The following is a 19,920-nucleotide window of genomic DNA, read 5'->3' as shown; positions in this document are numbered from 1 at the left end:
GAGCCCCGATGATCCGCTTCGACGCGCTGCGCGTCTCCTTCGACGACCACGTCGCCCTGCAGGGCCTCGACCTGGACATCGGCGAGGGGGAGTTCTTCACCCTGCTGGGCCCCTCGGGCTGCGGCAAGACGACCGCGCTGCGGTCCCTGGCCGGGTTCGTCGAGCCGACCTCGGGCACCCTGCACATCGACGGCCGCGACGTCACCCGGGTGCCGAGCGAGCGCCGTGGCGTCGGGATGGTCTTCCAGAGCTACGCGCTGTTCCCCAGCATGTCGGTGCGCGAGAACATCGCCTTCGGCCTCTCGGTGCAGCGGGTCCCCCGCGACGAGCAGCGCCGCCGGGTGGACGAGGTGGCCGCCCAGGTGGGGCTGCGGCCGCAGCAGCTGACCCGCGGGGTGGCCGAGCTGTCCGGCGGGCAGCAGCAGCGGGTGGCCATCGCCCGGGCGCTGGTGCTGCAGCCCCGCATCCTGCTGCTGGACGAGCCGCTGTCCAACCTGGACGCCAAGCTGCGCGTCCAGCTCCGCGGGGAGCTGCAGCGGCTGCAGCGCGAGGTCGGCATCACCACCGTCTACGTCACCCACGACCAGGAGGAGGCGCTGGCCCTCAGCGACCGCATCGCCGTGCTGTCGGAGGGACGGCTGGAGCAGGTCGGCACGCCGCGCGAGATCTACGAGCAGCCCGCCAGCGCCTTCGTCTGCGACTTCATCGGCGAGGCCACCCACCTCAGCGCCGAGCAGCGCGCCGCGCTCGCCGGTGCCGGCGTGGACGCCGGCCGCGACGCCTGGGTGCGCCCCGAGCACGTCTCGGTCACGGCCGCCGACGACCGCGACCCGGCGGAGAGCGGCTCCGGCGACCTGCCGGCCGTGGTGCTCTCCTGCGCCTACCGGGGCTCGACCACGCTGGTCGAGCTCGAGGCGGCCGGCGCCCGCCTGCTGGCCTCGGTGCCCAGCGCCGAGGCCGCCCGGGTCGAGGTGGGGGACCGCGTCCGGGCCCGGGTCGAGGTGTCGGCCGTGCACCAGTACGGGGCGGCGGCGTGAGCGCACCGCACGGTCCGGTCGCCGCCGGCGGCGCACCCCTGCAGGCCGACGGCGCCGCGCTGCCGGCCGCCGCCGTGGTGGACGCGCCGCCGCCGCCGGCACGACGTCGCGGCGCCACCCGGCGCATGCTCCGCTCACCGCTCGGCGTGGTGGTCCTGGTCGGGGTGCTCTGGTTCTCCGCCGCCTTCCTGGTGATGCCCAACGCGACGTTGCTGCTGGCCACCTTCGTCCCCGACGGCCGTCTCAGCCTCAGCGCCTTCGAGCGGCTGCTCTCCAGCGAGCGGGCGCTGCGCTCGCTGGGCAACAGCGTGCTGCTGGCCGCCACCCTCGCCGTCACCGTCAACGTGGTCGGCGTCTTCATCGTGCTGGTCACCGGCTGGTTCCGGATGCGCGCCCGGCGGGTGCTGTGGCTCGGCTACGCCACCACCTTCGTCTACGGCGGCATCGTGCTGGCCGCGGGCTACAGCTTCATCTACGGCCGCTACGGCTTCGTCACCAACGCGCTGGCGCAGTGGTGGCCCGACCTGGACCGCGACTGGTTCTCCGGGTTCGCGGCGGTGGTCGCGGTGATGACCTTCGCCACCACCACCAACCACATGCTGTTCCTCTCCGCCGCCCTGGCCGGGATCGACCACCAGGCCATCGAGGCCGCCCGGCTGATGGGCGCCTCCACCGCGACCATCCTGCGGCGCATCGTCATCCCCGCGCTGCGGCCGATGCTGTTCGCGGTCACCGTGCTGACCTTCCTGACCGGCCTGGGGGCGCTGACCGCGCCGCTGGTGCTGGGCGGTGAGGACTTCCAGACGGTGGCGCCGATGATCCTCACCTTCGCCCGGTCCTCCTCCTCCCGCGACGTCGCCGCGCTGCTGGCCATCCTGCTCGGCCTGGCCACCATCGTGCTGCTGGCGCTGATGAACCGGGTGGAGCGCGGCGGCACCTACTTCGCGGTGGCCAAGGTCGCCGTCCCGATCACCCCGCAGCCGTTCCAGACCCGGTGGGGCTCGGTCGTGGTGCACGTGCTCGCCTGGGCGCTGTGGGCGGTCTACGTCTTCCCGGTGCTCTGCGCGGTCGCCTTCTCCTTCGTCGACGCCCGGGCCATCATGTCGGGCTCGATCACGGCCGCCGACCTGACCACCGACCACTGGGTCGGCGTGCTGACCAGCGCCGACGCACTGGGCCCCTTCGTGGTCTCGGTGGTCTACTCCGGGCTGGCCTCGGCGGCGGTGGTGCTGGGGCTGCTGCTGGTCGCCCGCGCGCTGACCCGCTGGCGGGGCTGGCTGAGCAGCCTGCTCGAGTACGTGCTGCACATCCCCTGGATCCTGCCCACCATCCTGATCGCCCTCGGGCTGGTGATGACCTTCGACCGGCCGCGGCTGCTGGTGGGCGGGCAGGTGCTGACCGGCACCGTGGTGCTGCTCGGGATCGCCTACGTGATCGTCAAGATCCCCTTCACGCTGCGCCTGCTCAAGGCGGCCTTCGCCGCCGTCCCCGACGAGCTGGAGGACGCCGCCCGGATCCTCGGCGCCGGGCAGCTGACCACCATCCGCCGGGTGGTCGTGCCGGTGATCGCCCCCACCATGGCGGCGGTCGCCGCGCTCAACTTCACCAGCCTGCTCGATGACTACGATGCCGCCGTGTTCCTGTACCACCCCCTGTTCGAGCCGCTGGGCATCGCGATCAAGCGGTCCACCGAGGGGGAGGCGAACGTGCAGTCGATGGGGATCACCTTCGTCTACACCGTGCTGCTGATGGTGGTGCAGGGGCTCGTCCTCTGGCTGGTCTACGGGCGCCGCGGCGCAGGAGCCCGGCGACGTGGCTGACCAGCGGGCCCTCGGCGTGCGGATCGAGGACGTGGCCCGGGCGGTCGGCGTCTCCCGCGCCACCGCCACCCGGGCGCTGCGCGGCCAGGGCAGGATCGCCCCGGCCACCCGCGAGCGGGTCCGGCGGGCCGCCGAGGAGCTGGGCTACGTCCCGAACCTGATGGCCACCGAGCTGGCGGCCGGCGGCACCGGGGTGATCGGGCTGATGCTGCGCGACGCCGCCAACCCCGTCTACGGGCAGCTGTTCTCCTGCCTGGAGGTGGCGGCCGTCCGCGCCGGCGTCGAGCTGATCACCGTGACCATCGGCTCCGACCCCCGCGGCGAGCGGCAGGTGCAGGCGCTGCGCCGGCTGCTGGGCATGCGGGTGGCCGGGCTGCTGGTCGCCACCGGCGGGGTCGACTCAACCCAGCTGGAGCCGTTCGCCGCCGAGGTGCCGATGGTGCGGGTCGGACGTCCCGAGGCCAGCGCCCGGGTCTTCGCCGAGTCCTACGACGAGGAGTGGCACGGCCACCAGCTGGCGGAGCGGGTCCGGGCGCTCGGGCACCGCCGGGTGGTGGTGCTCGGGGCCGCCCCGGAGACCTCCTACGGCGAGCACCTGCGCGCCGAGGCGCTGGCCGGGGCCCTCGCCGGCCTCGACGTGAGGCGGGTCGCCACCGGACCCGACCCGACCGACGGGGTCGGGGCGGCGCTCGCCGAGGTCGACGCCGGTGCCACCGCCGTGCTGTGCGCCTCCGACGTCCGCCAGCTGGCGGTGCTGCGCGCCCTCGCCACCCGGGGTGCGTCCGCCTCGACCACCGGCTGGGACGGCCTCATGCCGGGAGTCGACCTGCTGGGCCTGACCACCGTGCGGATGCCCGTGGAGGAGGCGGCCGAGGCCGCCGTGGCCCGGCTGGCCGGGCTCCTCGCGGACGAGCCGCTGTCCGTACCCACCCACCGCTCGTGGCGCGGGGAGCTCGTCCCGGGCCGCACCCTCACCGAACCGGAGCCCCGATGACCACCGCAGTCCCGACGACGACCACCGAGTACCCGCGGCCGTCGGTCGTGCTGGCCCACCTCACCGACCTGCACATCACCGGCGACGGGTCCCCGCTGTACGGCGCGGTCGACTCCACCCGCCGGCTCGCCGCGGCCCTGGACCGGCTCGAGCGCAGCGGCGTGCGGCCGGACGCGCTGGTGCTCTCCGGCGACCTGGCCGACCGGGGCGAGCCGGCCGCCTACCGCACGCTGCGCTCGCTGGTGTGGCCCGTGGCCGAGCGGCTGGGCGCCGAGGTCGTGGTGGCCTGCGGCAACCACGACGACCGGGCGGCGCTGCGCCAGCACCTGCTGGACGGGGCCGGTGAGCCAGGTGCACCGGCCGACGCGCCGGTCCGCTCGGTGCACCGGTTCGGCGGTCTGCGGGTGCTCGTGGTCGACTCCAGCGTGCCTGGGGCCCACTGGGGTGCCGTGGACGAGGAGCAGCTCGGCTGGCTGGCGGCGGTGCTGGCCGAGCCGGCGCCGCTGGGCACCGTGCTGGTGGTCCACCACCCGCCGGCGCCCACCCTGCTCGACCTCGCCCTCACCGTGGAGCTCCGCGGCCAGGCCCGGCTGGCCGAGGTGCTGGCCGGCAGCGACGTCCGCGCCGTCCTGGCGGGCCACGTCCACCACACCGTCTCGGCCACCTTCGCCGGGATCCCGGTCCACGCCGCCAGCGGGCTCGCCTACACCCAGGACCTGCTGGCCGAGGGCGGCGGCACCCGGGGGCAGGACGGCGAGCAGGCCTTCGGGCTCGTGCACGTGCTGCCCGGGACCGTCGTCCACGCGGTGGCCCCGGTCACCGCCCACCCGACGGTCGGCGAGCGGGTGCCGGCCGAGGAGGTGGCGCGCCGGCTGGCCGCAGCCGGCATCACCCGCCCGGCCTGAGCCGCCGGGGGCGTCCCCGCCGGGAGTCAGCCCTGCTCGTCCTCGACCTGCTGCAGGGGCAGCCGGGGGCTGACCGGCCAGTCGTCGGGGTAGCGCGAGGCCATCCGCTCGTGCTGGGCCTGCAGCTTCTTGCGGATCCGTCCGGGCAGCCGGTCGCCGAACACGGTGCCGGCCAGGTGGTCGGTCTCGTGCTGCAGGCAGCGGGCCAGCATGCCGGTGCCCACCACCTCCACGTCGGCGCCGGTGGCGTCCTGGCCGGTGCAGACCGCGTGGTCCGGCCGCGACAGCGGCGCCCAGGCGCCGGGGAAGGAGAGGCAGCCCTCGTCGGCGGACTCCAGCTTGCGCGCGCGACCCTCGGGCAGGGTCACCGTGGGGTTGCAGACGACGCCGACGTGGCGCCGGTCGTCCTCGTCGGGGCAGTCGTAGACGAAGACCGCCAGGTCGACCCCGACCTGGGTGGCGGCCAGCCCGACGCCCTCCGCCGCCGCCATGGTGGCGAACATGTCGCGGACCAGGGCGTGCAGCTCCTCGTCGAAGCTGGTGACCGGCCGGGTCGGCGCGTGCATCACCGGGGTGCCCCAGCGGGTGATCGGGCGCACGGTGCCACCGGTGGTCAGGTCGGGTGCGTTCATCGGGCGGGAGGTCCTCCGTCGTGGCCGTCGGGACCCGGGCGCTGCGCCCGGGGACCTCCGGATCGTACCGGCCCGGTCAGGACGGCTCGGCCAGCAGCAGCGTCGACGGCGCCGCGGTCGGGATCTCGAAGTCGAGCACCCAGCTGCCGTCGGGGTCGGTGGGGCGGCGGTGGGCCACCACGGCGTCCCCGCGCTCGTTGGCCACCCACAGGTGGCTCGCGGTGAGGAGGAGGTCGCGTGGCCAGCTGCCGCCGGTGCCCACCTCGGCCACCGGGACCAGCCGGTCGTGCTCGGGGTCCAGCTCGAAGACGGCGAAGGTGTCGGGGCCGCGGTTGCCCACCACGAGCCGGGTGCCGTCGAGGCGCAGCGCCGACGGGTAGCAGGGGGAGTCCTCGTCGACCTCGGCGGAGGTGCTGGGCACCAGGTCGACCTGCACCCACTCGCCCCCGCGGCGGCGGGCGAGCCACAGCTGGCACGACAGCTCGCAGGCCACCGCCAGGTGGTCCCCGGTCACCACCAGGTGACGCGGGCCCGAGCCGGCCGGCAGCACCACCGGGTCGTCGGCCAGCCCCAGGTGGCCCTCCGGGTCGAGGTGGAGCTGGTGCACGCGGTCGGTGCCGAGGTCGGCGACCAGCAGGCGGCCGGCGTGGGGCACCACCTGGTGGGCGTGCGGGGCGTCCTGGCGGTCGGCGTCGGGTCCGCTGCCGTGGAAGGTCCAGTGGTCGACCTGCTCCGACAGCCGGCCGTCGGAGGTGATGGCGAAGCTGGAGACGCCACCGCTGCCGTAGTGGGCCACCACCAGGTACTGCCCCGTCTCGTCGACGGCCAGGTGGCAGCCCCCGCTGCCGTCGGCGACGACGGTGTTGAGCAGCTCCAGGGTCTGGTCCGCACCGATCCGCAGCGCGCTGACGGTGGTGGGCTCGGTCTCGCCCACGGCGTAGAGCACGGGGTGGCTGGGGTGGCGCACCAGGTAGGTGGGGGAGTGCAGCGCCACCGCGGGCAGCTCGCTGACCCCGACGCCGTCGGGTCCGGCGGAGTCCAGCCGGTAGGCCTCGACGCCGAGACGCTGCGCTCCCTCGCGGGTGGTGTAGCCGCCCACGTAGAGGACGCCCCCCAGCGGCAGCTCGGGCGCGTCGTCCGGGCCGGTGGTGGACGCTCGGTCGTCGGACTCAGCCATGGCTCGAGGCTACCGCCCGCCCCCGGGCGGGGGGCCGCTGATGTCGCTGACCGGTCCGGGGCCGGCGGCGGCCTAGCATCACGGCGTGGCGATGGGTGAGGAGGAGCGGTCGGCCTGGCTGCGCGCCCTCGAGCTGGACGAGCACCTCTCCCCGCACACCTTGCGCGCCTACGCCCGCGACGTCGAGGGGCTGCTGGAGCACCTGCGCCGGCTGGGCCGCACCGACCTGGCCGAGGTGGGGCTGGCCGACCTCCGCAGCTGGCTGGCCAACCAGCAGTCGCGCGGGATGGCCCGCAGCACGCTGCAGCGCCGGGCCGCCGCCGTGCGGGGCTTCTTCGGCTGGCTGCACCGTCGCGGAGACCTGGCCCACGACCCGGCGCAGGCGCTGCGCTCACCGCGGCTGGGACGGCGGCTACCGCCCACCCTGGACCAGCGGGCCGCCGAGGCGGTGCTGGCGCGGGCGGTGGAGGCGGTCACCCAGGAGGACACGCCGCTGGCCCGCCGGGACGCGGCCCTGCTCGAGGTGCTCTACGCCTGCGGCATCCGGGTCTCTGAGCTGTGCGGGCTCGACCTCGGCGCCGTCGACCCCGACCGCCGGGTGCTGCGGGTGCTGGGCAAGGGCGACAAGGAGCGGTCGGTCCCGGTCGGGGCGCCGGCCTGGCGGGCGCTGCAGGCCTGGCTGGAGGTCCGCGGCCGGCTGGCCGGGCCCGCGGCCGGGCAGGCCGTGTTCGTGGGGGAGCGGGGGGCCCGGCTCGACCAGCGGGTGGTCCGCCGCATCGTGCACCGCGCGCTGGCAGGGGTGGAGGGTGCTCCCGACCTGGGGCCGCACGGGCTGCGGCACGCCATGGCCACCCACCTGCTGGAGGGCGGGGCCGACCTGCGCAGCGTGCAGGAGCTGCTCGGCCACGCCTCGCTGGCGACGACGCAGATCTACACCCACGTCACCACCGAGCGGCTGCGCAGCGCCTTCGAGCAGGCCCACCCGCGGGCCTGAGCCGCTGTCAGCCCCGGGGTCCGTAGAGCCGGGCGATGTCGGGGGAGTCTAGCCAGCGCTCGTAGGTCGGGCTCTGCGGCCACCCGGGCGGGGAGTCCTGCCACGCCTCCTGCCGGCCCCAGGGGAGCAGGTCGACCAGGGCGAAGGTGTGGCTGATCTGCTCGGTGCCGCGGCCGTCGGTGTGCCAGGTGCGGAAGACCCGGTCGCCGTCGCGGAGGAAGACGTTGACCGCGAAGCCGCCTCCGGGCGGGGCGTCGACGTCGGCGCCGAAGGGGCTGTCGGCGGTGGAGTACCAGGTCATCTGGTTGCCCACCTTCTCCCGGTAGGCGAGCGCCTCATCGATCCGGCCCTGGGTGACCACGACGAAGCGGGCGTCGTAGGCCTGCAGGAACTCCAGCCGGGTGAACTGGGAGGTGAAGCCGGTGCAGCCGCCGCACTGCCACTCCCGGCCCGGGGACCACATGTGGTGGTAGGTGATCAGCTGGGAGGCGCCGTCGAAGACGTCGACCAGCCGCACCGGTCCCTCCGCGCCCACCAGCGTGTAGTCGGGCATCTCCACCATCGGCAGCCGGCGGCGCTGGGCGGCGATGGCGTCGAGCTCGCGGGTGGCCGCCTTCTCGCGGGCCCGCAGCGCGGCGAGCTGCTCGCGCCAGGTGGCGGTGTCCACCACCGGAGGCAGGGCGCTCGCGCGGGTGTCCGGGACGGTGCTCATGGGTCCTCCTCGACCGGGGCGTCCGATGTGGACGCTGTCCACACCGACTATGTTGACAGCGTACACATCACGGCCGGCGGGTCAAGACCTGCAGGGAGGAGCACGACGGTGAGCGAGGCCCGGGCGTACCACCACGGCAACCTGCGCGAGGCGCTGCTGGAGGCAGGTCTGCAGCTGACCCGCGCCGGCGGGCCGTCGGCGCTCGTGCTGCGGGACGTCACCCGGCGGGTCGGGGTCTCGCCCAACGCCGCCTACCGCCACTTCGCCGACCGAGCCGGCCTGCTGCAGGCGGTGGTCGAACGGGTCCAGCAGGAGATGACGGCGCTGATGCACCCGGACGGCACCCCCGACGGGGAGGACCCGGCGGCCCGGGCGCGGGCGCAGCTGCGCGCCGTCGGGCTCGGCTACATCGACTTCGCGCTCCGCGAGCCCGGCTGGTTCGAGCTGGCCTTCGCCGCGCCCGAGCTCGGCCGCGCGCCCGGCCCCGGCCCCGGCTCCGGGTACGACCACGCGCCCGGTCCGCCGCTGCCGGCCCCGCTCGCCCGGCTCGTCGACGCGCTCGACGGCCTGGTCGCGGCCGGTGTGCTGCGTCCTGAGGAGCGTCCGGGAGCCGAGTGGCCCTGCTGGTCGGCCGTGCACGGCTTCGCCCTGCTCGCGCTGCACGGCCCGCTGCGGGGGCTGCCCGCCGAGGAGCTCCGGCGCTCGGCCGAGCGGACGGTGGACGCCGTGGTGCGGGGCGTCACCGGCGGCTGAGGGGCGCCGGGTCACAGCCACTGCTCGGGGTCGGCCAGCGCCCCGTCCACCTCCATCATGAGGTGGAGGTGGCAGCCGGTCGACCAGCCGGTGCTGCCGACGCGACCGACCACCTGCCCCCGGTGCACCCGCGCCCCGACCGGCACCGTCCATCCCAGCGCGTGGTTGTAGGAGGTGCGGAACCGGTGCCCGGCCACCTCGCCGTGGTCGAGCACCAGCCGGTGGCCGTAGGCCGGGTGCAGCACCCGCTCCACCACGGTGCCTCCGCGGGCGGCCCGGATCGGGGTGCCGCAGGGCACGCCGAAGTCGGTGCCGTCGTGCAGCCGCCGGACCCCCAGCACCGGGTGCAGCCGCGGTCCGAACCGGGAGGTGACCGGTCCTCGCACCGGCAGCAGGAACCCGTGCCGGCCCGGTGCGCCAGCAGGTGCGGTCGCCGCCCGTCCGGCCGCGCGCCGCTGCGCCAGCGCCGCGCTCCCCGGCGGCAGCAGCCGCAGCTCGGCACGGTTCGTGGCCGCGGTCGGCAGCAGCAGCGGGTCGAGGTACTCCTCGCCGCGCAGCAGACCCCAGTGCAGGCACGTCCCCCGCCGCCCGCAGTGCCCGGGCTGCACCCACCCCACCCGCTGCCCGGCCCGCACCCGCGTGCCGACCGCGACCGCGGCGCGCACCGGCTCGTAGGTCGTGCGCAGCGCGCCGTGACGCACCGTCAGCACCGGCCGCCCCGCCACCGTGCCGGCGAAGGCGACCACGCCGTCGGCGGCGGCCAGCACGGCCTCACCGGCGGCCGCGGCGAGGTCGAGGCCGCGGTGCCCCGCCTCCCACCGCCGCGCCGGTGGGTCGAAGGGCCGCACCACCCGCGGCGCCCCGGCCAGCGGCCAGCCGGCCCGCTCCGGCCAGACCACCGCCTCCGCCGCTGCCGGGGGAGCGGGCGGCAGCAGCAGCGCCGGTGGGACGACCAGCAGGAGCAGCAGCAGGAGGAGCGGCGACCGTCGTCGCAGATCGGGGCGGGCAGCAGGGGCGGGCACCCCACCACCGTGGGCGTTCCTCCCGCCGGTGGACCGCCGCCGCCCCCGGGCTGTGGACACGAGCCGGTCCTCCGCACCCGCTGTGGACACCCCGCCCGGACCGCCCCGCGCACCCGCCCCGTGCGCCCGTCCGGGCCGCCGTCGCCGCGGCGGCGGAGGAGGGCCTCGGCCGAGTGGCACTGCGCGGGTGGCCCGACTACACTCGACGCGGCAACCCGGCCGTCCGGGTTGACTTCGCATGCAGAGACGCCGCCCGAGGGCGGCCCGGCCCGCACGGTCCTCCTCAGGGAGGTCCGGGTCCGGTCTGCGTCAGGCAGCACCGAACGGTTCGGTGCTGGGAAACCGTACGGCGCGCCCGCAGGCGTGCCAAGGAAGGATCACGGCCATGGCCGTCGTCACCACCCGCCAGCTGCTCGAGAGCGGCGTCCACTTCGGTCACCAGACCCGACGGTGGAACCCCAAGATGAAGCGCTTCATCTTCACCGAGCGCAACGGCATCTACATCATCGACCTGCAGCAGTCGCTGACCTACATCGACCGCGCCTACGCCTTCGTCAAGGACACCGTGGCCAAGGGCGGCGTCGTCCTCTTCGTCGGCACCAAGAAGCAGGCCCAGGAGTCCATCGCCGAGCAGGCGAGCCGGGTCGGCATGCCCTACGTGAACCAGCGCTGGCTGGGCGGGATGCTCACCAACTTCGGCACCGTCAGCAAGCGGATCCAGCGGCTCAAGGAGCTCGAGGGCCTCGACTTCGACGACGTCGCCGCCTCGGGGCTCACCAAGAAGGAGCTGCTGATCCTGCGCCGCGAGAAGGACAAGCTGGCCAAGACCCTCAGCGGCATCCGCGACATGGCCCGCACCCCGCAGGCGGTCTGGATCGTCGACACCAAGAAGGAGCACCTGGCCGTCGACGAGGCCCGCAAGCTCAAGATCCCCGTGATCGGCATCCTCGACACCAACTGCGACCCCGACGAGGTCGACTTCGCCATCCCCGGCAACGACGACGCCATCCGCTCGGTGTCGCTGCTGACCCGGGTGCTGGCCGACGCCGTCGCCGAGGGCCTGCTGGCCCGCTCCGGCGCGCAGACCGGCGAGGAGACCGAGGCCGAGCCGATGCCGGACTGGGAGCGCGACCTGCTGGCCGGCGCCGAGCAGACCGCCGCCGTGGAGGCCCCGGCCGCCGAGGCCCTGCCGGCCGCCGCCGCGGAGGACCCCACCGCCGAGGCCCCGGACGCCGACCTGGCCGCCACCCAGGCCGACGAGGCCGCGGACGGCTCCGCCCTCGAGGCCGGGACCGGTGCCGCCTCCACCGAGGCCGGCACCAGCACCACCTCCGGCAGCTGACCCGTCGCCGCGGGCGGACGACCTCCGCCCGCGGCCACCGACCACGCACGCACCTGCCCGCGCAACCCGGCAGGCCCACGAGAGAAGGACACAGATGGCATCGTTCACCGCATCGGACGTGAAGAAGCTCCGGGACGCCACCGGCGCCGGCATGATGGACGCCAAGAAGGCCCTCACCGAGGCCGACGGTGACTTCGACAAGGCCGTCGAGGTGCTCCGTGTCTCCGGCCAGGCGAAGGCCGCCAAGCGCGGTTCGGAGCGCGAGGCCAGCAACGGCCTGGTGGCCAGCTCCGGCAAGGCCCTGATCCAGCTGGGCGCCGAGACCGACTTCGTGGCCAAGAACGACGAGTTCGTCGCGCTGGCGAACGAGATCGCCGCGGCCGTCGACCAGGGCGGCGCCACCGACGTCGAGTCGGCCAACGCCCTGCAGCTGGCCAGCGGCTCGACCGTGGCCGAGGCCGTGCAGGCCCTGGCCGCCAAGATCGGCGAGAAGATCGAGCTCAAGAACGTCGCCCGCTTCGAGGGCGAGGCGGCCGTCTACCTGCACCGCCGCGCCTCCGACCTGCCTCCGCAGGTGGGTGTGCTGGTGGAGTACCAGGGTGGCGACGAGACCCTGGTCCGCTCCGTCGCGATGCAGGTCGCGGCCATGCGCCCGGCCTACGTCACCCGCGACGAGGTGCCCGAGGAGACCGTCGCCAACGAGCGCCGGATCGCCGAGGCCACCGCGCGCGAGGAGGGCAAGCCCGAGCAGGCCATCTCGCGGATCGTCGAGGGCCGTCTGAACGGCTACTTCAAGGACGTCGTGCTGCTCGACCAGCCCTACGTCTCCGACGACAAGAAGTCGGTCGGGCAGGTCCTGGACGCCGCCGGGGTCACCGTCTCCCGCTTCGTCCGCTTCGAGGCCGCCGGCTCCTGAGCCGCACCTCACCCCTGGGTCCGCCGTCGCGGCCCGGGTCCGACGCTAGGCTGGCATGCGCCGCAGGGCACCGTCCCTGCGGCGCATGCTGTCTGCTGGGGCCGGTCCGCCCGGCCGACGAACCGATGACGAGGAGCCGACTTGCCCGCATACTCACGTGTCCTGCTGAAGCTCTCCGGCGAGGCCTTCGGCGGCGGCCAGGTCGGCGTCAGCCCCGACATCGTGTCCAGCATGGCGGCCCAGATCGCCGACGTGGTGGCCCAGGGCGTGCAGGTCGCCGTGGTGGTCGGCGGCGGCAACTTCTTCCGCGGCGCGGAGCTGCAGCAGCGGGGCATGGAGCGCGACCGCGCCGACTACATGGGCATGCTCGGCACGGTGATGAACTGCCTGGCGCTGCAGGACTTCTGCGAGAAGAACGGCCTCGACACCCGGGTGCAGACCGCCATCACCATGGGCCAGGTCGCCGAGCCCTACATCCCGCGCCGCGCCGAGCGGCACCTGGAGAAGGGCCGGGTGGTCATCTTCGGCGCCGGCTCGGGGATGCCCTACTTCTCCACCGACACCGTCGCCGCCCAGCGCGCCCTCGAGATCGGCGCCGAGGTGCTGCTGATGGGCAAGAACGGCACCGACGGGGTCTACGACTCCGACCCCGCCACCAACCCCGACGCGGTCCGCTTCGACGACCTCAGCTACGACGAGTTCCTGGCCCGCAACCTCAAGGTGGCCGACGCCACCGCGATCAGCATGGCCCGCGACTACAAGCTGCCGATGGTGTTCTTCTCCCTCGACGTCGAGGGCAACATCGTCAAGGTCGTCGCAGGTGAGAGGATCGGGACCACGGTGCACGCCTGAGCCGGGCCGGGCCCCCGGGCAGCACACCTCCCAGCACGAGACGACCCCAGCACGAGACGATCACCGAAAGGAAGCCGATCACCGTGATCGACGACATCATCACCGAGGCCGAGCTCAGGATGGACGGGGCGGTGGAGTACGCCAAGGAGGAGTTCGCCGCGATCCGGACCGGCCGCGCCCACCCCGCCATGTTCAACAAGATCAGCGCGGAGTACTACGGCGCCGCGACGCCGCTGCAGCAGCTGGCGAGCTTCCAGGTCCCCGACGCCCGGATGGTGCTGATCACCCCCTACGACGCCTCGTCGATGTCGGCCATCGAGCGCGCCATCCGCGACTCCGACCTCGGGGTCAACCCCTCCAACGACGGCAAGACGATCCGGGTCACGCTGCCCCAGCTGACCGAGGAGCGTCGCCGGGAGTACATCAAGCTGGCCCGCAGCAAGGCCGAGGAGGCCCGGGTGTCCGTCCGCGCGGCCCGTCGCAGCGCCAAGGACGCCCTGGACCGGCTGGTGAAGGACAAGGAGGCCGGCGAGGACGAGGTCACCCGGGCCGAGAAGCAGCTGGACGCGCTGACCAAGCGGCACACCGACCTGATCGACGAGGTGCTCAAGGGCAAAGAAGCCGAGCTCCTCGAGGTCTGAGTGAGCGACGCCGACACCCCGCCGGGCCGCGCGCTCGAGCCGGAGTACCACACCCCACCCGCCCCGCCCCAGCACGGCCGGGCCGGGCGCAACCTGCCGGCCGCGATCGCGGTCGGCGTCGGGCTGGCGGTGCTGCTGCTGCTGAGCCTGTGGAAGTTCCAGCTCGGCTTCGCCGTGTTCGTGGCGGTCGCGCTGGCCCAGGCGGCCGTCGAGCTGCACCACGCGCTGCGACGGCTGCAGATGCACGCGGCCATCGTGCCGATCGTCGGCGGCACCTTCCTGATCGTGGTCGGCTCCTACTTCGCCGGCCAGCGCGACGTCGCGGCCGCCGACGCCACCTCGATCCTGCTCGCCGCCATCGGCGTCACGGTGCTGGCCTCGCTGGTGTGGCGGATGCCCGGGGGCGCGCAGGGCTACGTCAAGGACGTCGCCGCGAGCCTGTTCATCATCGCCTACGTCCCGCTGCTGGGGGCGTTCGTGTCGCTGATGCTGGCCGACCAGGACGGCTCGCTGCGGGTGCTGACCTTCATCGCGGTCGTGGTCTGCTCCGACATCGGCGGCTACGCCGTGGGGGTGCTGGCCGGACGCCACCCGATGGCGCCGCGGATCAGCCCCAAGAAGTCCTGGGAGGGCTTCGCCGGCTCCATGGTGCTCGGCTGCCTGGTCGCGGTGCTGATGACCCGGCTCACCCTCGGCACGCCGGTCTGGGTCGGTTTGGTGCTGGGTGCCACCCTGGTGGGGATCGGCGTCTGTGGAGACCTGATCGAGTCCCTGATCAAGCGCGACGTCGGGATCAAGGACATGAGCTCGATCCTGCCCGGCCACGGCGGGGTGATGGACCGGCTCGACTCCCTCCTGGTGTCGGCCCCCGTGGCGTGGCTGACCATGTACCTGCTGATCCCCGGTGGCTGAGGCCACTTCCCTGGAGCACCTGATGACCGAGACCTACGACTTCGAGAAGGTCGTCCCCGACGACGCCCCCGCCCTGCCGCTGGTGATGCGCGCGCCCCGGCGCGGCAAGCCGCCGGAGCACTGGAGCGACCTGGACGCCGCCACCCGCCGCCAGCGGGTGGTGGAGGCCGGGCTGCCGGCCTTCCGCGCCCAGCAGCTGTCCCGGCACTGGTACGAGCGCCTCGACGACGACCCGACCGGCTGGACCGACCTGCCGGCGTCGGTGCGGGAGGCCGTGGCCAGCCAGTTCTTCCCCCGGCTGCTGCACCCGGTGCGCACCCTCGGCTGCGACGACGGGGCCACGGTCAAGTCGCTGTGGCGGCTGCACGACGGCGCGCTGGTCGAGAGCGTGCTGATGCGCTACGGCGTCGGCCGGCCCGGCACCCGCAGCACCATCTGCATCTCCTCCCAGGCCGGCTGCGGGATGGCCTGCCCCTTCTGCGCCACCGGCCAGGGCGGTCTGCAGCGCAACATGAGCACCGCCGAGATCGTCGAGCAGGTGGTGGCCGGTGCCCGCACGCTGGCCCGCGGCGAGGCGGCCGGCGGTCCGGGGCGGATCTCCAACGTCGTCTTCATGGGGATGGGCGAGCCGATGGCCAACTACGCCTCGGTGATGCAGGCCATCCGCACCATCACCGCACCCGAGCCGGACGGGCTGGGCATCAGCGCCCGCGGCGTCACGCTGTCCACCGTGGGGCTGGTGCCGCGCATCCAGCAGCTCACCGAGGAGGGCATCCCGCTGACCCTGGCGGTCAGCCTGCACGCCCCCGACGACGAGCTGCGCGACACGCTGGTGCCGATCAACACCCGTCACAAGGTGGACGAGGTCGTCGACGCCGCTTGGGAGTACGCCCGGGTGAGCCGGCGCCGGGTCTCGATCGAGTACGCGCTGATCAAGGACATCAACGACCAGGCCTGGCGCGCGGACCGGCTCGCCACGGTGCTCAAGCGCCGGGGCGACTGGGGCTGGGTGCACGTCAACCTGATCCCGCTCAACCCGATCAAACGTGAACCTAAGGTCAACGAGGTCGTTTACACGCGGTCTCGCGAAGAGGACATGGCGGAGTTCGTTAGGCGGCTTCAGGCGCGGGGTATCAGCACCACGATGCGGGACACGCGAGGCAACGACATCGACGCGGCGTGTGGGCAGCTCGCAGCGGAAGAATAGAGCGCGGGTCAGCGACCTAAGGGCATCGTCAGAAGCGCATCAATGCCTGTTCAACCCGTGTCAGCGTGCACCCGTGACTTCACCCTCCCGCAAGGCAGTGATCTACTGCCGAATTAGCCGAGACGGTGACGGGCAAGAGGTGGGCGTCAAGCGGCAGGAAGTGGACTGCCGTGCACTTGCGGAGCGCTCGGGCATCGAAGTGTGGCGAGTGGCCATCGACAACGACATCAGTGCCTCCAACCTTTCTAAGAAGGTGCGGCCCGCCTATGCCTCCATGCTCCGTGACGTGCGGCCAGGGCTTGCGGATACCGTCATCGTCTACTCCAACTCCCGCCTGACCCGTCGCCCCGCCGAGTGGATGGAGCTCATCCAGTTAGCCGACGAGGGCAAGCCTCGAATCCGCACAGTGGTCCCGGGAAGCCACGACCTGAGCACTGCGGACGGCCGTGCATTGGCCATCACCGTCGCCGCATGGGACGCTGCCGAGGCTGAGCGCACCTCAGAGCGCTTGAAGCGGGCCCACCTAGGCCGAGCCATGGAGGGCAAAGTCTGGAAGGGCGGCAACCGTGCCTTCGGCTGGTCTGAGGACTACAAGGCGCTTCACCCCACCGAGGCTCCGCACCTGAAGGAAGCCGTTGAGCAGGTGCTCGGAGGTGTGGCCATCACCTCCATAGCCAAGAGGTGGAACGCGCAAGGCGTTCTGACTCCCGCTGGCAGGGAGTGGACCTACCAAGCGCTCAAGGTAGTGCTGATGAACCCTCGCCTCTGCGGCTGGATGACCTACAAGAAGGAGGTTATGCGGGACGAGCAGGGGAAGCCAATCATCGGTGAGTGGGAGCCGCTCATGACCGAGGAACAGCACGAGGCCCTGCTTGCGGCTATCGAGAAGCGCCATACGCCTAAGCGCCGCTTCGGGAAGTACCTCCTGACTCACCACCTGCGCTGTGGCAAGTGCTCCCAGCCGATGTTCGGCGTGGTGGTGCGCGGCGAGCAGATGTACCGCTGCAAGGGCCAGCACTTCAGCATCACGGCTTCCGTGCTGGAGCGCTACGTGAAGACGGCCACCTTCGTGCACCTGAGTGAGTGCAAAGGCGACCTCGAGGCAGAGCCTCCCGCCGAGTGGCTTGGCGAGGGCCGCTTGGCCGAGGTCAACTCCAAGATCCAAGAGCTCATGGCGACGTACAACGCTGGGCGGGTCTCGGGAGACATCCTGCTGCCGCAAGTGGAGGAGCTGGACGAGGAGCGGAAGCAGCTCACCAAGGAGCGCGACGAGCACTACCGCGAGCAGCTGGTGCAGAAGGCCCCCTCGCTGGTCGACGAGCTCCCGCAGAACGTGGACTTCTCCATCGGGGAGACGGAGTGGCTAGAGGACTGGGACGACCAGATCCAAGACGCCTACGACTTCGACGGCTGGCAGGCCATGCTGGCCCAGCACTGCCGAGTCATCTTCATCAAGCCCTATGCGGGTCCCCACAAGTCCACTACGGACCGCATCAGCATCATGTGGGACGACGGCACCACCCATGGAGCGCCTGCGGACGCCCAGCCCATGCCATGCGGACCGAAGCTCCCGAAGCAGTTGCCCGAGGTCATTGAGCTCCTGAAGCAGGACCCGAAGCTCTCAGGTGTGGCGGTGGCCGAGCGCTACGGGGTGAGCCGCTCCTACGGCTTCCGCCTGCTCAAGCAGGCACGAGAGTCGCTAGCGATGAGCGATGTGAGCTGAGGTGCGGCGAACTAGCGGCGGGCCGCGCAAGAAGCGTGCCGCGCCGCAGTTATCTACAGGCGACGAGCGAGGTGGTCGACAGTGTCGGCGGGGGAACGTATGTTCGATCCGCATCGATCGCGGCGGTGCGTCACGAGAGCAACGCCGTCGCCGCATACGATCAACTCACACTGAACGGAGCCGCGCCGCAATGACTGCTGAACCTGTCGAGATCACGGAGGATGAGCCGCTGTGGAAGATCCACAACGGTGACGCTCTGGAGGCCTACGAGTCTTGGCCCACGCCCAACACCATCATCAGTGACGGTGCCTACGGCGTGGGCGGCTTCACGGGTGATCCGCGCACGCCCGAGAACTTGGGCGAGTGGTACCGCCCCCACATTGAGGCGTGGAGCAAGCACGCCACTCTCGGCACCACACTGTGGTTCTGGAACACCGAGGTCGGCTGGGCCAATGTTCACCCCGTGCTCGTGGCCAACGGCTGGAACTACGAGTTCACCAACATCTGGAACAAGGGTGTGGGGCAGGTTGCTGGCAATGTGAACTCCAAGACCATCCGCCGCTTTCCTGTGGTTACTGAGGTCTGTGTTTTCTACACCCGCACGCCGCGTCTCCCCATCACGCCTGACTCGGATGAGCTGGTTCACATGAAGCAGTGGCTGTTGGCGGAGTGGGTGCGCTCGGGCCTGCCGCGCCGTGCCGCTAACGAAGCTTGCGGGGTGAAGGACGCCGCCACTCGCAAGTACTTTGATCAGGGCTGGCTGTGGTACTTCCCGCCCGTGGAGGTCATGATGAAGCTCGTTGCCTATGCCAATGAGCACGGCAAGCCCGAGGGTGCTCCCTACTACTCTCTTGACGGCCAGAAGCCAGTTACCGCTGAGGAGTGGACATCCTTCCGCTCAGTCTGGAACCACGAGCACGGCGTGACCAACGTATGGGAGCGGCCCTCGCTTCGTGGGCAGGAGCGGTATCGAGGGAGCATGGTGCGGAGTGCGCCGCGCACCTACAAGCCCACCGCAATGAGCGCCACCCACTTGAACCAGAAGCCCCTAGACCTTGTGGAGCGCTCAATCAGGGCTTGCACTCAAGAGGGGGATGTGGTGTGGGAACCCTTCGGTGGCCTCTGCACCGCCACGCTGGCAGCGGTCAACAACAACCGTCAGGGCTATGCGGCCGAGCGGGATGATGCTTTCTACGCCCTCGCTATAGAGCGCCTTCAGACTCAGCAGACACGGCTGTTCTAGGCTCCTCCACCAGCATGTTGCCGTAGAGGTCCTTGATGACCGCCTCGGCCCGCTGGCGCTTGGCCTCATTGCTTCCGTTGAGGTCTGCAAAGAGGGTCTTCCACTGGGAAATGGTCTTGCCCAAGTAGGTGGAGCTCAAGATCTGGCTCTTGAAGGCCTCCACATCCGCGTTCACTACTCGGTCGATCTTGGCGAAGTTGGTATCCAAGCGGTACACGAGCCTATTCATGAGGTCGAGCGCCTCCGCCTGAGCTGCCGCGGAGTAGGGATCAGGGCGGCTTGTGAGGGCTGCGTGCTCGGCTCGGATGCGGGCAAGAAGCGCGGCGTCACTGTCTGCCTCTTGAAGCTTGTAGCCGTTCACATTGCTCTGTTGCAGGTTGGCGGTGCGGGCGCTCGTGTCCTGCGGCTCGACGATGAGGTACTCAGGCGGGTTGTGGTAGTGGCTGTCACGGCTTGCGGCGAGCTCCTGCCCCGACACTGTGAGCACTCCGAGGATCTTGGGCTTGCCGAAGATCATGTGGCTCATGCACCACGCCACGATGACCACATTGATGTTCTTGTCGGCTAGCAGGTGCTGGGACTCTTTGAATCGGCCAGTGATCTCGGTGCTGAGCACATACCAAGCTTTGATCTCGTAGCCCGTGTGGGTCCCGGTGGCGTCAGGGTGCTTGAGAATGGCGTCGGGAAACCCTGGGTCTTGGCGGTGCCAGGAGAAGCCGTCCTCCGCCTCCTCATCGAGGATCGACACAACCCGCTGCTCCATGAGGTTGCCCACCATCGGGGAAAGCTTGCTCACGATCTTGGCAAGGAAGGGCGCTTCCTCCGTCTCCACGGACTTCACATCGATGGCGTCCACATCCTCGCCAGCGAGGTCTTGGAGCACCTCGGAGGCGCGGGCCAGTTCGGCGAGGTAGTCATCGTTGGTCGGCACGCTGGCACTGTAGTTGGGCAGAGAGCTCGAGACTCGGAAACTCGCTCAGGACGGCGCTCAAGCTGATCGCTGCTTGGGGCTGCGCGACTCATCGCTACTCAAACTTT

Annotated in this window: 19 protein-coding genes; 14 read left to right on the top strand and 5 right to left on the bottom strand. The window is 71.9% G+C overall.

Annotated elements, in window-relative coordinates; translation table 11 throughout:
- Positions 1-8 precede the first annotated feature (8 nt).
- From GC722_RS14270 to GC722_RS14255, 4 genes are read left to right on the top strand one after another with little or no spacing between them, the layout of a single operon-like run.
- Positions 9-1,037: an ABC transporter ATP-binding protein gene (locus tag GC722_RS14270; RefSeq protein WP_156611277.1), complete on the top strand. Its 1,029-nt coding sequence runs from the start codon at positions 9-11 to the stop codon at positions 1,035-1,037.
- Positions 1,034-2,857, top strand: a complete 1,824-nt coding sequence (locus GC722_RS14265; protein ID WP_197430175.1) for an ABC transporter permease — start codon at positions 1,034-1,036, stop codon at positions 2,855-2,857. Before GC722_RS14270 ends, GC722_RS14265 begins: the two co-directional genes overlap by 4 nt.
- Complete coding sequence (locus tag GC722_RS14260; protein ID WP_156611275.1) at positions 2,850-3,851, top strand: LacI family DNA-binding transcriptional regulator; 1,002 nt, start codon at positions 2,850-2,852, stop codon at positions 3,849-3,851. Before GC722_RS14265 ends, GC722_RS14260 begins: the two co-directional genes overlap by 8 nt.
- The gene (locus GC722_RS14255; protein WP_156611274.1) at positions 3,848-4,756 is read left to right on the top strand and encodes a metallophosphoesterase; all 909 of its coding nucleotides are present in this window, start codon (positions 3,848-3,850) and stop codon (positions 4,754-4,756) included. The genes GC722_RS14260 and GC722_RS14255 overlap by 4 nt, the downstream gene beginning before the upstream one ends.
- A 26-nt stretch (positions 4,757-4,782) precedes the next feature.
- Here the strand turns inward: GC722_RS14255 and def are convergent, their stop codons facing one another.
- Both def and GC722_RS14245 read right to left on the bottom strand, forming a co-directional pair.
- Complete coding sequence (gene def / locus GC722_RS14250) at positions 4,783-5,388, bottom strand: peptide deformylase (RefSeq protein WP_156611272.1); 606 nt, start codon at positions 5,386-5,388, stop codon at positions 4,783-4,785.
- 76 nt (positions 5,389-5,464) lie between these two features.
- Positions 5,465-6,565: a lactonase family protein gene (locus GC722_RS14245; RefSeq protein ID WP_156611269.1), complete on the bottom strand. Its 1,101-nt coding sequence runs from the start codon at positions 6,563-6,565 to the stop codon at positions 5,465-5,467.
- A 91-nt stretch (positions 6,566-6,656) separates the two neighbouring features.
- On the opposite strand from GC722_RS14245, the gene GC722_RS14240 reads away from it, so the two are divergent.
- Positions 6,657-7,559: a tyrosine recombinase XerC gene (locus GC722_RS14240; protein ID WP_156612022.1), complete on the top strand. Its 903-nt coding sequence runs from the start codon at positions 6,657-6,659 to the stop codon at positions 7,557-7,559.
- Between the two features lie 7 nt (positions 7,560-7,566).
- Here GC722_RS14240 and GC722_RS14235 read toward each other — a convergent pair whose 3' ends face one another.
- Positions 7,567-8,271, bottom strand: a complete 705-nt coding sequence (locus GC722_RS14235; RefSeq protein WP_156611267.1) for a DUF899 domain-containing protein — start codon at positions 8,269-8,271, stop codon at positions 7,567-7,569.
- A gap of 108 nt (positions 8,272-8,379) precedes the next feature.
- Here GC722_RS14235 and GC722_RS14230 point away from each other — a divergent pair, with 108 nt between their 5' ends.
- Entirely contained in the window at positions 8,380-9,024 is a 645-nt protein-coding gene (locus GC722_RS14230; protein WP_331714860.1) for a TetR/AcrR family transcriptional regulator, read from the top strand.
- 11 nt (positions 9,025-9,035) lie between these two features.
- Here the strand turns inward: GC722_RS14230 and GC722_RS17855 are convergent, their stop codons facing one another.
- Positions 9,036-10,046 (bottom strand): M23 family metallopeptidase, encoded by a 1,011-nt coding sequence (locus GC722_RS17855; protein ID WP_331714859.1) that lies wholly within the window; start codon positions 10,044-10,046, stop codon positions 9,036-9,038.
- A gap of 385 nt (positions 10,047-10,431) precedes the next feature.
- Between GC722_RS17855 and rpsB the strand changes: the two genes are divergently transcribed.
- The 8 genes from rpsB (at position 10,432) to GC722_RS14185 (ending at position 18,882) form a co-directional block, all read left to right on the top strand.
- Positions 10,432-11,388 carry a 30S ribosomal protein S2 gene (gene rpsB, locus GC722_RS14220; RefSeq protein WP_156611264.1) on the top strand — a complete coding sequence of 319 codons (957 nt, stop codon included), beginning with the start codon at positions 10,432-10,434 and terminating at the stop codon, positions 11,386-11,388.
- A 94-nt stretch (positions 11,389-11,482) separates the two neighbouring features.
- Positions 11,483-12,304 (top strand): translation elongation factor Ts, encoded by an 822-nt coding sequence (gene tsf / locus GC722_RS14215; RefSeq protein WP_156611262.1) that lies wholly within the window; start codon positions 11,483-11,485, stop codon positions 12,302-12,304.
- A gap of 141 nt (positions 12,305-12,445) precedes the next feature.
- Entirely contained in the window at positions 12,446-13,156 is a 711-nt protein-coding gene (gene pyrH / locus GC722_RS14210) for a UMP kinase (RefSeq protein WP_156611260.1), read from the top strand.
- A gap of 86 nt (positions 13,157-13,242) precedes the next feature.
- Positions 13,243-13,797, top strand: a complete 555-nt coding sequence (frr, locus tag GC722_RS14205; RefSeq protein ID WP_331715024.1) for a ribosome recycling factor — start codon at positions 13,243-13,245, stop codon at positions 13,795-13,797.
- Positions 13,798-14,709, top strand: a complete 912-nt coding sequence (locus tag GC722_RS14200; RefSeq protein WP_408609319.1) for a phosphatidate cytidylyltransferase — start codon at positions 13,798-13,800, stop codon at positions 14,707-14,709.
- Between the two features lie 85 nt (positions 14,710-14,794).
- On the top strand, positions 14,795-15,916 hold the full coding sequence (gene rlmN / locus GC722_RS14195) for a 23S rRNA (adenine(2503)-C(2))-methyltransferase RlmN (protein WP_231747923.1): 1,122 nt from the start codon (positions 14,795-14,797) through the stop codon (positions 15,914-15,916).
- A 73-nt stretch (positions 15,917-15,989) separates the two neighbouring features.
- A complete protein-coding gene (locus GC722_RS14190) occupies positions 15,990-17,639 on the top strand; it encodes a recombinase family protein (protein ID WP_197430173.1) in 1,650 nt (549 codons plus the stop codon).
- Positions 17,640-17,829: 190 nt separating this feature from the next.
- Positions 17,830-18,882, top strand: a complete 1,053-nt coding sequence (locus GC722_RS14185) for a DNA methyltransferase (protein ID WP_156611255.1) — start codon at positions 17,830-17,832, stop codon at positions 18,880-18,882.
- On the opposite strand, the gene GC722_RS14180 is transcribed toward GC722_RS14185, so the two are convergent.
- Positions 18,842-19,813 carry a hypothetical protein gene (locus GC722_RS14180; protein ID WP_156611253.1) on the bottom strand — a complete coding sequence of 324 codons (972 nt, stop codon included), beginning with the start codon at positions 19,811-19,813 and terminating at the stop codon, positions 18,842-18,844. The two genes, GC722_RS14185 and GC722_RS14180, sit on opposite strands and share 41 nt — an antisense overlap.
- Between the last annotated feature and the right edge of the window lie 107 nt (positions 19,814-19,920).

Origin of the sequence: Auraticoccus cholistanensis (assembly GCF_009742705.1) — a bacterium.
GTDB lineage: Bacteria > Actinomycetota > Actinomycetes > Propionibacteriales > Propionibacteriaceae > Auraticoccus > Auraticoccus cholistanensis.
Note: the sequence above shows the minus strand (reverse complement) of the source record. Positions and strands in the feature narration are given on the sequence as shown.

What these genes read in the sequence shown, in the direction of transcription:
- GC722_RS14240 (WP_156612022.1), top strand. Translation starts at nt 6,657, where the DNA reads ATGGGTGAGGAGGAGCGGTCGGCCTGGCTGCGCGCCCTCGAGCTGGAC.
- GC722_RS14185 (WP_156611255.1), top strand. Translation starts at nt 17,830, where the DNA reads ATGACTGCTGAACCTGTCGAGATCACGGAGGATGAGCCGCTGTGGAAG.
- def (WP_156611272.1), bottom strand. Translation starts at nt 5,388, where the DNA reads ATGAACGCACCCGACCTGACCACCGGTGGCACCGTGCGCCCGATCACC.
- GC722_RS14245 (WP_156611269.1), bottom strand. Translation starts at nt 6,565, where the DNA reads ATGGCTGAGTCCGACGACCGAGCGTCCACCACCGGCCCGGACGACGCG.
- GC722_RS14270 (WP_156611277.1), top strand. Translation starts at nt 9, where the DNA reads ATGATCCGCTTCGACGCGCTGCGCGTCTCCTTCGACGACCACGTCGCC.
- tsf (WP_156611262.1), top strand. Translation starts at nt 11,483, where the DNA reads ATGGCATCGTTCACCGCATCGGACGTGAAGAAGCTCCGGGACGCCACC.
- GC722_RS14255 (WP_156611274.1), top strand. Translation starts at nt 3,848, where the DNA reads ATGACCACCGCAGTCCCGACGACGACCACCGAGTACCCGCGGCCGTCG.
- rlmN (WP_231747923.1), top strand. Translation starts at nt 14,795, where the DNA reads ATGCGCGCGCCCCGGCGCGGCAAGCCGCCGGAGCACTGGAGCGACCTG.
- GC722_RS14235 (WP_156611267.1), bottom strand. Translation starts at nt 8,271, where the DNA reads ATGAGCACCGTCCCGGACACCCGCGCGAGCGCCCTGCCTCCGGTGGTG.
- rpsB (WP_156611264.1), top strand. Translation starts at nt 10,432, where the DNA reads ATGGCCGTCGTCACCACCCGCCAGCTGCTCGAGAGCGGCGTCCACTTC.